Genomic DNA, 14259 nt, shown 5'->3' on the forward strand with positions numbered 1-14259 from the left:
CGTCACCTGGGCACCGGCTTGAGCAGCAGGTTGTGCGGCCGGAGCGTGATGCCCACCCGGGTGCCGTCCTGGGATCCGGGCACCTGCTCGAAGCGGTACTTCGAGGCCACCGCCGCCGTGATCAGCGTCAGCTGCGCCATGGAGAAGTGGTCGCTCGGGCACTTGCGGTTGCCCACGCTGAACGGGCTCATGGCGTATTTCGGGACCTCCTTCGCGCGTTCCGGAAGCCAGCGGTCGGGGTCGAAGCGAAGGTTGTCCCGGTACGACTCCGGGTCGCGCTGGATCGCATACGGGCTGTAGATGATGTCCGCCCCCGCCGGAATGCGATACCCGCCGAGCTGGGTGTCGGTCACCGCCCGGCGCGTCAATATCCAGACGGCCGGACGCAAACGCATCGCCTCGACGACGACATTGTTGGTGTGCCGCAGCGCCCGGACATCCGCGAATGCGACGGGTCGGCCGCCGGTGACGGATTCGACCTCCGCGGCCACCCGGTCGGCTTGCTCAGGATGTTCCGCGAGCACCTGCAGCAGCCACATGACCGTGGACGCGACGGTTTCGCTGCCGGGGGTGAGTATCGCGACGACCTGGTCGTGGATCTCCTGTTCCCCGATCGGTTCGCCATTGTCGTCCGTCGCCTCCAGCAAGGCCGTCAGCAAATCGTCCGGCTTTTGACCAGATGCCCGTCGCTCGGCCACGATCTCGTCGACGAGGAGATGCAAATCGGCCAGCGCCCGGTTGAATTTGCGGTTCGGCGGGAGAGGCAGCCGGTAGAGCGGCCCGGCCGGTATCACCATCCGGCGGTACATACCGCGGAAGACGGTGGCGAGCGCAATGCACAGCCGCTCGGCCCGCTCATCCATGAAGTCGCCGCGCAGCAGACAGCGGGCGGCGATCCGGACGGCCACCCGGAAGGACTCCGAGGTGCAGTCGATCGTCTCGCCGGGCCGCCAGCGCACGGCCAGCGCATGCGCCTCCTCCTCCATGATCGGCCCGTACGCGGGGATCGCGTCGAGCCGGAACGCGGGCTGGATGGTGCGCCGCTGGCGCCGGTGCCGGGGGCCGTTGGCGGTGGCCACGCCCTCCTTGCCGAGCAGCCCTTCGAGGGACTCCCACAGCGGCCCGTCGATCTTGAAGTCGGGGCTGAGGGCCAGGGCACCGGTGAGATGCGGAGCGGTGACGGCGTACACCGTCTTGGGGCCCAGCCGCAGCCGGACGACATCCCCGTGCGCGCGCAGCGCCGCCATGAAAGCGAGCGGGTCGCGCACCAGTTTCCAGCCGTGTCCGAGAAGCGGGACACCACCGCCGGCGACAGGCGGTTCACGGAGTTCCGATTCCGCATATATCTGCGCTTCGGGCTTAGCAGACTCGACGGTCATTTCTCACCTGCCGCTTCGTTGTTGACGTACGGGGGCGTGGACCGGTCGTCCCAGCTGTCGACCATGTACCGGCCGGACTCGTGGTGGAACCAGTAGACGGTGCTGAACCAGTTGCGCATATTGCAGACGCAGGCCCGCACCGCGGCACTCATTTCCTTTCCCTGCAGGGTGCCGTCGGCGAGACCGTCGGCGAGGCGGAGGGCGGCCCGCTCGGCGACCAGGAATTCGGATATGCATTCCTCTATGCGCCGCCGGAGTTCCACCACCGCTTCTTCCAGAGTCAGTCCGTGATGCTTGATGAGACTGATTCCGAGATTGTGCACCTCATCGCCCGCTATTTCCTTGGGCAGTGAACAGAGGTCGTTGTACCAGGCGGCGAATTCCTGGCTCAGCAGCGCCGCCCGCCGATATGCGGGGTGTTTCCGCACCGAATCCGGGAGTTCACGTCCGGCGCTCGGCTCCAGCAGATCGGTCCAGATCCAGTGCGCGAAGGTGAGGCGGCGCAGGGCGAGGTAGTCCTCGACCGTGGGGATGATCCCGTGCGTGCGGTTGTGGAATTCCCGGTCGTAGGCCTCGATCACCGTGTGGAAGTGCCGGGCGAACCGGGCGTTCCACGTCGGCGGCAGGAAGGAGTACAGCCGCACCATGCTGTCCGCGAACCCGGCCACCAGCGGGTCCTCGTGGTGCAGGTGGTCCTGGGGGGAGTCGAGGGCCGTGTGCAACCGGAATCTCAGCCGCCGCCAGGCGGACGGGCGGCGGTGCACGATGTCGCGGTCATGCCGGTCGTCCCAGACGAAGAACCACGCGCTGTAGTCCGCAATGGCCTGGAGGACCTCCTCGGGGGCGCCGATGTAGTACCCCGCCATGAGGTCGGTGTAGCAAAGACCGTCGGCATATTCCGCCACCTTGTCCGCCGGCATGAGCCGTTTTTCCAGCAGCCAGGTGCGCGTGTTCTCCTGAAGCCGCGGCCAATACGGGTGCAGTTGCCTCGGAAACGCCGACTCGATCACCGGAAGGGACAGCGATGGTGGGACCGCGACCGCCGTCGGCGTCGATGTGGTGCTGTGTGAGAAAGCATGCACGAACAAACCCCTCTCAGCCGCGAGTTGGCACACCCCTCCCGCCGTGCCGGGCGTGCGCCGTTGCGTATCCCCGCACTTCCCATTCAGCACCACAACTGACTGATCTGGGAACGGATTTGCTCCATTCACTACCCCACAGTGCCGAGAATCTCCCCTTGTGTGACTGATTATGGATCAGTAGCTGCACGGATGGGATCGAATGTGCGACGCACAGACGAACGGCGCCTGGTCAGGAAGGGGTTCCTGACCAGGCGCCGTGCGTTTGTGACGGGGGAAACCTCGCGGGACGTCAGCCGTTGGCGACGACCGGGTAGCGGGGCTCGTTCTCGGCCATCTGCCGCAGCGCGTCCTTGCGTTCACGCTTGGAGAGCCGGTCGATGTAGAGGTAGCCGTAGAGATGATCGGTCTCGTGCTGGAGGCAGCGCGCGAAGTAGCCGGTGCCGCGCACCTTGATGGGGTTGCCCTTCTCGTCCTGCCCGGTCACCTCGGCGTAGTCGGGACGGGCGAGCGGCGCGTACGCGGTCGGCACGGACAGGCAGCCCTCGTTGCTGTCGTCGAGCCGGCGCTTGTCCGCGGGCAGATCCACCAGCCTGGGGTTGCAGACGACGCCGACGTGCCGCGCCCCCTGGTCGTCCTGACAGTCGTAGACGAAGACCTTGCGGTCCACGCCGATCTGGTTGGCGGCCAGGCCCACGCCCTCCGCGGTGCGCTGCGAGGCGAACATGTCCGCGATCAGCTGCTCCAGCTCGGGGCCGAAGTCGGTGACGTCCTGGCACTCCTTGTGGAGCACCGGGTTGCCCACCACGGTGATCGGCCGCGAGACACCCCGCTCGCGCCAGGCGCTCTCGCGCTCCTCGGTCTCCTCGGTGTCGATGACGAAACCCTCGTCGTCCACGGGGAGCACGCCCGCGTGCTGCTGATCGGTGTCCTGCTGCGCCATGACCGACGTACGCCTTCCTGGAAAACTGGGATTCGGTGCGGATACAGGGTACGGCGCTGTGTCAGCAGACCTCTTCCAGATCCCGCCAGTCCCGCGAATCCGGGCTGTCCGCGACCCAGCCGTCCAGCAGCCCCCGCACCAGGGAAGCCGGCGCGGCCACCCCGCACTCGCGCTCCGGCACCCACAACTGCCCGTCCGTCCGGTGCCCGAGCGGTCCCGGGTGCCCCGGCTCGCTGTGGTCGTGCGGATCCAGGTGCTCCCCGTCGCCCTCGTCGGAGGGCATCCGGGACTCGGAGCAGGTCCGGCACAGCAGCCGTACCGAGGACGACCAGTCCTCCGCCGCGAACCCGGCGTCCGCCGCGAGCTGCTCCAGCGCGTCCCGGTCCTCCTCGGTCGCCGCCTCCAGCAGCACCACCCAGGTCGGCACCGGCGAGGGCGCCCACAGCTCGATCTCGTCGAAGACGGGGTAGGCGTGCCCCGCGGTGGTGGTCCGCTCCCCGTGCGGTACGCCGTCGTGCAGGACGACCTCGCCCCAGCGCCGCCCGGACGACGGCAGCGGGATCGACAGCACCTCGATCCGCGCCGGATCCAGCCGCCGCCCCCACACCACCTCGGCCTCCCCCTCCGGCGACAGCCGTACGGCCGCGCTGCCGAGGTCCATGCCGAGGGGCTCACCGGAGTCGGTGGCGCCGCCCGGTACCCGCAGCCCGTAGGCCTGCCAGGCCCGCCGGGCCAGCGGCCAGTCCTGGAGGGCGGTGGCGGCGATGCCGACGTTCCACCAGTCGGGCGCGCCGGTCTCCCGGTCGAGCAGTGCCACGGCCCTCAGGCCCGCCGCCCGCGCCTGCTCCCAGTCGTGCCGGAACTTGTGCAGCAGGGCGAGATTGAACCAGGACTCGGACAGCCAGGGCTCCAGATCGGCGGCTCGTGTCAGGAGCGCGCCCGCGTCCTCGTACCGACCGTCGCCGATCAGCGTGAACGCACGGTCGGTGGCCTGCCGCCAGGAGGCGGAGGGCCGGTGACGTCCCTTGCCGAAGATCCTCACGATTCCCGCCTGCCAGTTCCGTGGAGTGGGCCGGCTGTGCCCCCGGACAACCTCTCGGAGACCCTCTCCCTTTCGCATCCAACCACGGACCGCTGGAGGGGCGCTCATTACCCATGGGTTACCCCACCGGACCCAGGGTCAGACAGTCTCTTGACAGCACTCTGGCCAGCGCCTCCACGACCTCGGGCGCGTAGTCGCCCGCGGTGCCCAGTCTCAGCTCCTCCAGCGCCGTCAGCGGCCCGCCCGGCCCGGCGCCCTGGGCCTTCTCCTCGTAGGCGTTCACCGCCCGGACGATCCGCGCGGCCACCGGCTGCTCGGGGTAGGGGTCGGCCTGCCGCTCGACGACCACGGCGACCGAGCCGTCGACACCGGTCTGGCGGACGACGGCACCGCCGAGCAGGGCGATCCTGCGCTGTTCGGCGGCGGGCAGGCCGGCGGTGGCGCCGCCCGGGACCGGGTCGACCAGGCTGAGCTGTCCGATGTCGTGCATCAGCGCCGCGTACTCCAGCACGGTGAGGTCGGCCCCGGCCAGGCCCAGGTCCCGGCCGACGGCGACGCTGAGCGCGGCGACCCGGCGGGCGTGACCGGGCGGGGTGCAGCCGGCGACCTCGGTGGCCCGGGCGAGGGAGGCGATGGTCTGCCGGTAGGTGGCGCGGACGGCGGCGTAACGGCGGAAGGAGAGCTGGGTGAGCAGCAGCGGCAGACAGAACACGGGCAGCGCCCACAGCCCGACGACGGCCACCGCGAGGGCCATCACCGCGCCGGTCGCGCAGACGGCGGAGCCGATGCCGATGAGCGCCCGCAGTTCGTCCCGGAGCAGCGGGCCGAACGGCCATCCGGTCCTGGAGTGGGCGAGCGCGGCAACGAGCACGGCGTCGCACAGGGCGGTGAGGGCCAGCAGAGCGAGCAGCAGCAGCGCGTAGGCGGCGCCGCTCCACTCGTCGAAGACGCCCCGGTTGTACAGGGGCTGGAAGCAGACCGCGGCGAAGCCCACGGTGAGCACCCGCCGCGCCAGCTGGTCGGGGTCCGCGCTGCGGCCGCGGGCGATGTGCGGGGCGCTGCCGAGGAGGGCGGCGAGGACGACGATGGTGACGACCTGGAGCACGCCGTGGTGCGTGGGGTGCCCCGCCTCCTCGCCGAGCAGGGCGTAGGACAGGGCGCCCGCGGCGCCGAGCGGGGCGGCCTCGCGGACCTGGGCGCCGGTCCACCGGGCGACCTCGCCCACCGTGATGAGCAGCCCGAAGGCGAGGGCGGCGGGACGTTCCTCCAGACCGCTCCAGAGGGTGCCGGCGAGGGCGACGGCGGCCAGCAGGACGGCCGAGCCATGGATGAGGACGCGGATCCACCCGGGCCGGGACGAGTTCACCGGTGCGCTCCCGGCCGGCCGGCGACCGGCGAGCCCTGCGCCGGCACCCGCCCCTCGTCCGCGGTGACCTCCGGATGCCATCCGGACCGCTCGATCACCCGCACCAGGGCCGACACCATCGCCGGATCGAACTGCGACCCCGCGCACCGCCGCAGCTCCGCCAGGGCCGCGGGGACGGGCCGGGCCCGCCGGTAGGACCGGGTGGACGTCATCGCGTCGAAGGCGTCGGCGACGGCCACGACCCGCGCGGGCTCGGGAATCTGCCCGCCCACCAGCCCGTACGGGTATCCGCTCCCGTCGAGCCGCTCATGGTGGTGGAGTACGGCGGCCCGCGCCTCGCCGAGGAAGGAGATGCCCCGCACCATCTCGTGGCCGTACTCCGGGTGCAGCTCGATGACCCGCCGTTCCTCGGGGGTGAGGGGCCCGTCCTTGCGCAGCAGCCGGGTGGGCACCCCGAGCTTGCCCACGTCGTGCAGGATCCCGGCGAACCGCAGCACCTCCACGCGCTCCGCGTCCATGCCCAGCTCGCGGGCGATCATCATCGAGGCCTGCCCGACGCGCTCGCTGTGTCCGCGGGTGTAGCCGTCCTTGATGTCGACGGCCTGCACCAGCGCCCGGATGGTGGCCTGATGGGCGGCCCGCTCCCGGTGGTACTGCGCGAACACCCACCAGGACACGCACATCGGCAGCAGCACGAGCAGCGCGGCGACCGGCCCGTAGGGGCTGCGCCACAGGACGGCCATCATCAGCCCGGCGAGACCGTGCACGGCGACGGGTGCGAGGGAGCGCAGGAACAGCCCGCGCCAGGCCCGGCGCACCGGCACCCGCTCGGCCAGCGCGCGGATGCCCCCGTCGAGCAGGGCGAGCACCAGGCAGAAGGCCAGGACCGCGGCCCCGGCGGGCGCCAGGGCGTACGGGAAGTCGGGGGCGACGACCGCGTCCCGCCCGTCCAGCGCCCAGTGCACCCGGCCGGCGGCCCAGACGGCGAGCGCCAGCTGGGCGGCCCGCCACACCCGGCGCAGCACCGCGCCCTGGGAGAGCAGGGCGCCGGGTACCGCCACCAGGGCGGCGGCGGGCGCGGGCAGCAGGAAGGCGGCGGCGAGCAGGACCGGGTAGCAGGTGCCGGCGAACCGCCGACGGGCGATCTGCTCGCAGCCGGCGTACAGCGCGGCCAGGAGGGCGACGGCCCACCAGGGCGTACGGAGAGCCGGCAGCGGCAGCAGACAGAGCAGGGCGCCGAGGGCGACGCAGGCCACGTACACACGCGCCCGCGCGGGAATCCCCTCCATGTGCCCCTCCCCTGACCATGCCTGTCCGGGCTCCGGAGCCTAGGACGGCCAGGGGGGAGAGTGCGGGCGTATCACCCGCCGATTAGCACGTTCGAGTGACGGCCGTCTGTTCCGGGGCAGGAGGTCAGGAGTCCTGCGGGGTCACGGTGACATCGTGCTCGGGCACGGCCTGACCTGAGCGGATCAGGTCCAGCCGCCCCAGGACCTTGGCCCTGAGGTCGGTCGGCACGTCGTCGTGACCGCAGCAGCGCTTCACGAGCTTCTTCACGGCCTCTTCTAGCCCGTACTTCTCCAGGCACGGCGAGCACTCCATGAAGTGCTGCTTGAACTTGTCGCGGTCGACGTCCGGCATCTCACTGTCGAGGAACTCGTACAGGTGGTCCAGGACTTCACTGCAGTCCGTCTCGTGCGGCTCTCCGCAGCTCATGAGCCCGAGCCTTTCGCTTCGTTCGACTCTCCGGCGCCCGCCGGGACCAGCCCGCGCTCACGGGCGTAGTCCTCCAGCATGCCGCGCAGTTGACGGCGGCCCCGGTGCAGCCGGGACATCACCGTACCGATGGGTGTCCCCATGATGTCCGCGATCTCCTTGTACGCAAAGCCCTCGACATCCGCGAGATAGACGGCGATGCGGAATTCCTCGGGGATCGCCTGGAGTGCTTCCTTCACGTCCGAGTCGGGCAGGTGGTCGAGCGCCTGCGACTCCGCCGAGCGCAGACCCGTCGACATGTGCGACTCGGCACGCGCGAGCTGCCAGTCCTCGATCTCCTCGGCCGCGGAGCGCTGGGGTTCACGCTGCTTCTTGCGGTAGGAGTTGATGAAGGTGTTGGTGAGGATCCGGTACAGCCAGGCCTTGAGGTTGGTGCCCTCGCGGAACTGGTGGAAGGACGCGTACGCCTTGGCGTAGGTCTCCTGCACCAGGTCCTCGGCGTCGGCCGGGTTGCGCGTCATGCGCAGGGCGGCCGAGTACATCTGGTCGAGGAACTCGAGCGCGTCCCGCTCGAAGCGCGCGGTGCGCTCGGCGCCGGTCTCCGCGGGCGTGTCCGTGCTCGCGCCCTGGCCCTCGGGCAGCTCCGCCTGGCCGTTGTCGGTCCCTGCGTCGGTACCGGTGACCGGACCCACCTCCTCAAGATTCCGGGCAGCACCGAGACCGGTGCCACCAGAATCGGAGGATAGACGACTACCCGTTGCCGCCGCCCCTCGAATAGGAGCGGTCTTGCCCGCGTGCAGCACGGTCCAGTCCAGATCGCTGCGACTGCTGCGGGCCGGGCAGAAGGTGGAACCCATGCGGCGGACTTCCTCTCCTACGAACGTCGGTGCTGGTCGCCAGCACTCATGTCCGCCTCAACAGTGGTCCGGAGCCCGACATTCCCGAAGCTTTACCCGCGTGACCTGGTCCACTGCACCACGGCGCCGGTGACCGCCTCGACGGCCTGCTCCTGGGTGATGCCCGCCCGCTTCGGCACGGCGAAACCATGGTCGCCGTACGGCACCTCGACCAGTTCGTAGGAGCCGTCGGGGAACTCCTCGGGCCTGCCGAAGGGGTCGTTGCCGCCCTGCACGACCAGGGTGGGGACCCCGGCGCCGAGCAGCTCCGCGGCCCGGGACTTCTCGGGCCGGCCCGGCGGGTGCAGCGGGAAGCCGAGCGCGAGAACGGCGTGGGCGCCGAGTTCGGTGGCGGTACGGCAGGCGACACGGGCGCCGGCGCTGCGGCCGCCGGAGATCACCGGCAGGCCGGGCGCGGTCAGCGCGGGCCAGACGCCCCGCCAGCCGGTGTCGAGGGTCTTCGGGGCGGGGGCGACCTTCTTTCCGGCCACCCGCCAGGGCTGCTCCACGAGGGCGACGGTCATGCCGTGCTCGGGCAGGACCTCGGCGAGCGCCTTCAGGTCGCGTGCCTCGATGCCGCCGCCCGCGCCATGGCCGACGGCGAGCACGAGCCGTGCCTGCTTCGCGGGGTGCCAGGTGATACGGGCGTCCCCCGCGTCGGTGCTGATGATCTCGGTCGTCACATCAGAAGAGTGTGCCCTCAACGGGGCCCTCCAGCTCCTTCAGCAGCTCGGGGCCGTTGTTGCGGACGCTGCTGACGGCGGTGGTCACCGGGTAGGCGCGCATCAGCCCGGCGGGCGGCGGGGCGAGCAGCTCGCGCAGGTCGTCGACGTCGGTGCGGGCCGGGTCGAGCCAGGCGTCCCAGCGGTCCGGGGTGAGCATCAGCGGCATCCGGGGGTGGATCTCGGCCAGCGCGTGCGGGCCCTCGGCGGGGGCCACGGCGAGCTGGGTCGTCTCCGCCTCGGTGGTGATCACGGAACAGGTGACCCACCAGGCCCCGGGATGGTCGTCGGGGAGGGTCTTGTCGCGCCAGAACTCGTAGAGACCGGCCATCGCGAACACCGACCCGTCGGCGGGGAGCACGAAGTACGGCTGCTTGCGCGGCCGCTTCTTCCGGCCCTCGACCTCCAGGTCCCGCTCCTGCTTGCCGGTGACCCACTCGTAGTAGCCGTCGGCGGGCAGGATGCAGCGGCGGGTGGCGAAGGCCCGGCGGTAGGACGGCTTCTCGTGGACCGTCTCGGCCCGCGCGTTGATCATCCGGGCGGCGCCCTCGGGTGTCTTGGCCCAGGACGGGACGAGCCCCCACTTGAGCTTGCGCAGCTGCCGAACCGGCCGCGGGTCCTCGGCGTCCTTCACCGGGCGGTCGAGGACCGCGTAGACCTCTTTGGTGGGAGCGACGTTGTAGTCCGGCTCCAGGGTCTCCTCGGGCTCCCACTTCTCGATCTCAAAGACTCCTGCGAGATCCTCGGGCCTACGACTCGATGCATACCGTCCGCACATACGTGCCACACTGCCAGACTCCGCAGGAACACAGGGAGCACCCCGGACACATGGACAGCAGCACAGCGACCTCTCTCTGGGACGAACTCGTCGGTACCCAGAGCGAACCGGACCTGTGGGTCGTGATCGCGACCCTGGCGGCCGCCGTGGCCGTGGTCGTTCCGCAGGGCCTGTGGCGCCTCGCCCGCAACGCGATCACCATCGCCCACGAAGGCGGACACGGCCTGGTGGCTCTGCTCACCGGCCGCCGGCTGACCGGGATACGGCTGCACTCCGACACCAGCGGCCTCACGGTCAGCAGGGGCAAGCCGCACGGCCTCGGCATGATCCTCACGGCGGCGGCGGGCTACACGGCTCCCCCCTTGCTGGGCCTGGGCGGCGCGGCCCTGCTGGGCGCGAGCCGCATCACCCTGCTGCTGTGGGTGGCCACGGCCCTGCTGCTGGCGATGCTGATCATGATCCGCAACGCGTACGGCGCCCTGACGGTCGTCCTGACGGGCGGCACCTTCGTGGTGGTCTCGTGGCTGGCGGGGCCCCAGGTGCAGGCGGCGTTCGCCTACGCGGTGGTGTGGTTCCTGCTGATCGGCGGGGTGCGTCCCGCTTTCGAGCTACAGGCGAAGCGGGCGCGGGGCGGGGCGGGGGACTCGGACGCGGACCAGTTGTCGAGGCTGACGCACGTACCGGCGGGCCTGTGGCTGTTCCTCTTCCACGCGGTGTCGCTGTGTTCGCTGATAGGGGGCGGACGCTGGTTGCTGGAGGGGTGACCGGCCGGCTGAGGACGCCGGGACCGGGGCTCGACCAGCCACAACGGCGCCGCACCCGAACAACCGCGTCCTTATAGAGTGGGTCCATGGCCCCGAACGACGCACACACCGCCCTCTGGCCCGCCCCCCACGCGCGCGGGGCCGTCGACGCGACCGTCCACGTGCCCGGGTCCAAGTCGGTCACCAACCGAGCCCTCGTGCTCGCGGCCCTGGCCAGCGAACCCGGCTGGGTCCGCCGCCCGCTCCGCTCCCGCGACACCCTCCTGATGGCCGGCGCGCTGCGCGCCATGGGCATCCAGATCGAGGAGGGCGTCGGCCCGGACGGCTCCGGGGAGGCCTGGCGGATCCTCCCGGCAGGGCTGCGCGGCCCCGCCACCGTCGACGTCGGCAACGCCGGCACCGTGATGCGCTTCCTGCCCCCGGTCGCCGCCCTGGCCGACGGCACCATCCGTTTCGACGGCGACCCGAGGTCGTACGAGCGCCCCCTGCACGGTGTGATCGACGCCCTGCGCGCCCTCGGTGCCCGGATCGACGACGACGGCCGCGGCGCGCTGCCGCTGACCGTGCACGGCGGCGGTGCCCTGGACGGTGGGCCGGTGGAGATCGACGCCTCGTCCTCGTCGCAGTTCGTGTCGGCGCTGCTGCTGTCCGGCCCCCGCTTCAACCAGGGCGTGGAGGTCCGGCACACCGGCTCCACGCTGCCCTCCGTGCCGCACATCCGGATGACGGTGGACATGCTGCGCGCGGTCGGCGCCCAGGTGGACACCCCCGAGTCGGGCGGTGAGCCGAACGTCTGGCGGGTCACGCCCGGCGCGCTGCTCGGCCGTGACCTGACCGTCGAGCCGGACCTGTCCAACGCCCAGCCGTTCCTGGCGGCCGCCCTGATCACCGGCGGCAAGGTGCTGATCCCCGCCTGGCCGTCCCGCACCACCCAGCCCGGTGACCGGCTGCGCGAGATCTTCACCGAAATGGGCGGTTCCTGCGAACTGACCGAGTACGGCCTGGAGTTCAACGGCTCGGGCGCCGTGCACGGCATCGACGTGGACCTGAGCGACGTCGGCGAGCTGACGCCGGGCATCGCGGCGGTCGCCGCCCTCGCGGACTCCCCCTCGACGCTGCGCGGGGTCGCGCATCTGCGGCTGCACGAGACGGACCGGCTGGCCGCGCTCACCAAGGAGATCAACGAGCTCGGCGGTGACGTCACCGAGACCGCCGACGGTCTGCACATCCGGCCGCGCAGGCTGCACGGCGGCATCTTCCACACGTACGAGGACCACCGCATGGCGACCGCCGGCGCGATCATCGGCCTCGCGGTCGAGGGCGTGCAGATCGAGAACGTGGCGACGACGGCCAAGACCCTGCCGGACTTCCCCGAACTGTGGACCGGGATGCTCGGGAACTGACGGGCGGACCGGGATCATGCGCCGTTACGGCAAGCACACCGACGAGGACGACATCCGCAGCCGCCCGAACCGCAAGGGCAACCGGCCGCGTACGAACATCCGTCCCAAGCACGAGGAAGCGGTCGAGGGCATGGTCCTCACCGTGGACCGGGGCCGGCTGACCTGCCTGGTCGACGACCGGATCGTGATGGCGATGAAGGCCCGCGAGCTGGGCCGCAAGGCCGCCGTCGTCGGCGACCGGGTGGCCATCGTCGGCGACCTCTCCGGCGAGAAGGACACCCTGGCCCGGATCGTACGGATCGCGCCGCGCACCTCGTTGCTGCGCCGCACGGCGGACGACGACGACCCCTTCGAGCGCGTGGTCGTCGCCAACGCCGACCAACTGGCCATCGTCACCGCCCTCGCCGACCCCGAACCCCGCCCGCGCCTGATCGACCGCTGCCTGGTGGCCGCGTTCGACGGTGGGCTGACCCCCCTGCTGGTCCTGACCAAGTCGGACCTGGCCCAGCCCGACGAACTGCTGGAGCTCTACGGCCACCTGGACATCCCGTACGTCGTCACCAGCCGCGAGGAGCTGGAGAACGGCGACGCGGCGGACCGGGTGCGCGCCGAACTGGACGGCAAGATCACGGCGTTCGTGGGGCACTCGGGGGTGGGCAAGACAACCCTGGTGAACGCGCTGGTCCCGGAGGAGCGGCGGCGGCTGACCGGTCATGTGAACGCGGTGACGGGCCGTGGCCGGCATACGACCACCTCGGCGCTGGCGCTGCCGCTGGCAGGCGGCGACGGCTGGGTGGTCGACACCCCGGGCGTGCGGTCCTTCGGGCTCGCCCACATCGATCCGTCCCGGGTCATCAACGCCTTCCCGGACCTGGTGGCGGGAACCGAGGGCTGCCCGCGCGCGTGCAGTCACGATGAGCCGGACTGCGCGCTCGACGCCTGGGTGGCCGAGGGACACGCGGACCCGGCCCGGCTGTACTCGCTGCGCCGGCTGCTGGCGACGAGGGAGCGCACGGAAGGCGACTGACCTCCGCGTTGTTTGTCCGCACCCGAGTCCGGTAAGGGCATAATCGCACCGAGCCTGAAGAGCGACCCTGACCAGAGCCTGACGAAGCGGTCACAGTATGCGGGGATACGGGAGGACAGCACATGGCGTGGCTGCTGGTCGTTGTGGCGGGACTGCTCGAAACCGGGTTCGCCGTCTGTCTGAAACTCTCCCACGGCTTCACGAGACTGTGGCCGACGATCGCGTTCTGCGTCTTCGCGCTCGGCAGCTTCGGTCTGCTGACCCTGTCGCTGAAGAAGCTCGACGTCGGCCCGGCGTACGCGGTGTGGACCGGCATCGGCGCGGCCGGCACCGCGATCTACGGAATGATCTTCCTCGGTGACATCGTCTCGACGCTGAAGATCGTCTCGATCAGCCTGGTGATCGTGGGCGTCATCGGACTTCAGCTGTCGGGCTCGGCGCACTAGACGAGACGCGTCAGACCGGCAACTGCCGGGGCAGGGCGCCTCGTACGAGGTCGGCCACTGAGCCCTCCCCCGGCGGGGCCGCCACGCAGGACAGCGCTATCCGGACGACGAGTTCGCAGGAGCGCGCGAGTTCGCCGTGGTCCGACACGCCCGCGCCGGGTGCGGACAGGGCGGCCACGGCACGGTCGCGGACGATGCCGACGAAGTCGCCGGGCGAGGGCAGCGGGCCGTCGGCGCGGCGCTGGGCCGGTACGGCGGAGGAGGACGGGACGGCCGAGAGGGCCGGCGAGGGCAGGCGCTCACCCCAGCAGCCGGTGAGCATGGCCCGGACGAGGGCGTTGTCGCGGGCGGCGGAGGCGGTCCACTCCGCGGTGGCGGTGAGCCGGTCGCGCGGGTCGGACGGGGTGTTCAAGGCCCGCTCCACACCGGCGAGATAGGAGTCGGCCTCCCGCCGCACGAGCGCCCGGGCGAGCCCCTCCTTGCTCCCGAACTCGTTGTAGAGGGTCTGCCGCGACACTCCGGCCGCGGCGGCCACGTCCACCATCCGCACCGCCGACCACGACCGGCGTGCAAGCGCCGTATAAGCGGCATCCAGCAGAGATTCCCGCGCTGCAGGCATCGTCGCCTCCCAGGGCCCCGGCTCTGCGCCCCAGATTTGACGCGCCCGGCGGCACTGTCAAGGGGTGCGGAGCGGTGTG

At 71.2% G+C, this 14259-nt stretch carries 15 protein-coding genes; 4 read left to right on the forward strand and 11 right to left on the reverse strand.

The window, feature by feature from the left end; all coding sequences use genetic code 11:
* Positions 1 to 2: 2 nt before the first annotated feature.
* From ACWD11_RS00445 to ACWD11_RS00490, 10 genes are all read right to left on the reverse strand, one after another.
* Positions 3 to 1379, reverse strand: coding sequence for a bifunctional albaflavenone monooxygenase/terpene synthase (locus tag ACWD11_RS00445; protein WP_451280420.1), 1377 nt, complete (start codon positions 1377 to 1379; stop codon positions 3 to 5).
* On the reverse strand, positions 1376 to 2461 hold the full coding sequence (cyc1, locus tag ACWD11_RS00450; RefSeq protein ID WP_389415015.1) for an epi-isozizaene synthase: 1086 nt from the start codon (positions 2459 to 2461) through the stop codon (positions 1376 to 1378). Before cyc1 ends, ACWD11_RS00445 begins: the two co-directional genes overlap by 4 nt.
* 289 nt (positions 2462 to 2750) lie before the next feature.
* Positions 2751 to 3401, reverse strand: coding sequence for a peptide deformylase (gene def / locus ACWD11_RS00455; protein WP_389415016.1), 651 nt, complete (start codon positions 3399 to 3401; stop codon positions 2751 to 2753).
* Positions 3402 to 3462: 61 nt separating this feature from the next.
* Positions 3463 to 4443, reverse strand: a complete 981-nt coding sequence (locus ACWD11_RS00460; RefSeq protein ID WP_351980020.1) for a tetratricopeptide repeat protein — start codon at positions 4441 to 4443, stop codon at positions 3463 to 3465.
* A gap of 118 nt (positions 4444 to 4561) precedes the next feature.
* A complete protein-coding gene (locus tag ACWD11_RS00465) occupies positions 4562 to 5890 on the reverse strand; it encodes an HD-GYP domain-containing protein (RefSeq protein ID WP_451280423.1) in 1329 nt (442 codons plus the stop codon).
* Entirely contained in the window at positions 5806 to 7098 is a 1293-nt protein-coding gene (locus ACWD11_RS00470; protein ID WP_389415018.1) for an HD-GYP domain-containing protein, read from the reverse strand. The genes ACWD11_RS00465 and ACWD11_RS00470 overlap by 85 nt, the downstream gene beginning before the upstream one ends.
* Before the next feature lie 124 nt (positions 7099 to 7222).
* Complete coding sequence (gene rsrA / locus ACWD11_RS00475; protein ID WP_389415019.1) at positions 7223 to 7525, reverse strand: mycothiol system anti-sigma-R factor; 303 nt, start codon at positions 7523 to 7525, stop codon at positions 7223 to 7225.
* Positions 7522 to 8217 (reverse strand): sigma-70 family RNA polymerase sigma factor, encoded by a 696-nt coding sequence (locus ACWD11_RS00480; RefSeq protein ID WP_389415020.1) that lies wholly within the window; start codon positions 8215 to 8217, stop codon positions 7522 to 7524. The genes rsrA and ACWD11_RS00480 overlap by 4 nt, the downstream gene beginning before the upstream one ends.
* Positions 8218 to 8474: 257 nt before the next feature.
* A complete protein-coding gene (locus ACWD11_RS00485) occupies positions 8475 to 9104 on the reverse strand; it encodes an alpha/beta hydrolase family protein (RefSeq protein ID WP_389415021.1) in 630 nt (209 codons plus the stop codon).
* Position 9105: 1 nt separating this feature from the next.
* Positions 9106 to 9921 (reverse strand): SOS response-associated peptidase, encoded by an 816-nt coding sequence (locus ACWD11_RS00490; RefSeq protein ID WP_451280426.1) that lies wholly within the window; start codon positions 9919 to 9921, stop codon positions 9106 to 9108.
* Positions 9922 to 9971: 50 nt separating this feature from the next.
* Between ACWD11_RS00490 and ACWD11_RS00495 the strand changes: the two genes are divergently transcribed.
* From ACWD11_RS00495 to ACWD11_RS00510, 4 genes are all read left to right on the forward strand, one after another.
* A complete protein-coding gene (locus tag ACWD11_RS00495) occupies positions 9972 to 10685 on the forward strand; it encodes a M50 family metallopeptidase (RefSeq protein ID WP_389415023.1) in 714 nt (237 codons plus the stop codon).
* Between the two features lie 86 nt (positions 10686 to 10771).
* The gene (gene aroA / locus ACWD11_RS00500) at positions 10772 to 12088 is read left to right on the forward strand and encodes a 3-phosphoshikimate 1-carboxyvinyltransferase (RefSeq protein WP_389415024.1); all 1317 of its coding nucleotides are present in this window, start codon (positions 10772 to 10774) and stop codon (positions 12086 to 12088) included.
* Between the two features lie 16 nt (positions 12089 to 12104).
* The gene (gene rsgA, locus ACWD11_RS00505; protein ID WP_389415025.1) at positions 12105 to 13115 is read left to right on the forward strand and encodes a ribosome small subunit-dependent GTPase A; all 1011 of its coding nucleotides are present in this window, start codon (positions 12105 to 12107) and stop codon (positions 13113 to 13115) included.
* Between the two features lie 122 nt (positions 13116 to 13237).
* Entirely contained in the window at positions 13238 to 13561 is a 324-nt protein-coding gene (locus tag ACWD11_RS00510; protein WP_250075801.1) for a DMT family transporter, read from the forward strand.
* 10 nt (positions 13562 to 13571) lie between these two features.
* Here the strand turns inward: ACWD11_RS00510 and ACWD11_RS00515 are convergent, their stop codons facing one another.
* Entirely contained in the window at positions 13572 to 14180 is a 609-nt protein-coding gene (locus ACWD11_RS00515; RefSeq protein WP_389415026.1) for a TetR/AcrR family transcriptional regulator, read from the reverse strand.
* Between the last annotated feature and the right edge of the window lie 79 nt (positions 14181 to 14259).

The organism is Streptomyces sp. NPDC002776 (assembly GCF_053592195.1).

Excerpts from the sequence above, each read along its gene's own strand:
- ACWD11_RS00445 (WP_451280420.1), bottom strand. The coding sequence starts at position 1,379 with ATGACCGTCGAGTCTGCTAAGCCCGAAGCGCAGATATATGCGGAATCG.
- def (WP_389415016.1), bottom strand. The coding sequence starts at position 3,401 with ATGGCGCAGCAGGACACCGATCAGCAGCACGCGGGCGTGCTCCCCGTG.
- ACWD11_RS00465 (WP_451280423.1), bottom strand. The coding sequence starts at position 5,890 with ATGGCATCCGGAGGTCACCGCGGACGAGGGGCGGGTGCCGGCGCAGGG.
- ACWD11_RS00470 (WP_389415018.1), bottom strand. The coding sequence starts at position 7,098 with ATGGAGGGGATTCCCGCGCGGGCGCGTGTGTACGTGGCCTGCGTCGCC.
- rsrA (WP_389415019.1), bottom strand. The coding sequence starts at position 7,525 with ATGAGCTGCGGAGAGCCGCACGAGACGGACTGCAGTGAAGTCCTGGAC.
- ACWD11_RS00490 (WP_451280426.1), bottom strand. The coding sequence starts at position 9,921 with ATGTGCGGACGGTATGCATCGAGTCGTAGGCCCGAGGATCTCGCAGGA.
- ACWD11_RS00495 (WP_389415023.1), top strand. The coding sequence starts at position 9,972 with ATGGACAGCAGCACAGCGACCTCTCTCTGGGACGAACTCGTCGGTACC.
- aroA (WP_389415024.1), top strand. The coding sequence starts at position 10,772 with ATGGCCCCGAACGACGCACACACCGCCCTCTGGCCCGCCCCCCACGCG.
- rsgA (WP_389415025.1), top strand. The coding sequence starts at position 12,105 with ATGCGCCGTTACGGCAAGCACACCGACGAGGACGACATCCGCAGCCGC.
- ACWD11_RS00510 (WP_250075801.1), top strand. The coding sequence starts at position 13,238 with ATGGCGTGGCTGCTGGTCGTTGTGGCGGGACTGCTCGAAACCGGGTTC.
- ACWD11_RS00515 (WP_389415026.1), bottom strand. The coding sequence starts at position 14,180 with ATGCCTGCAGCGCGGGAATCTCTGCTGGATGCCGCTTATACGGCGCTT.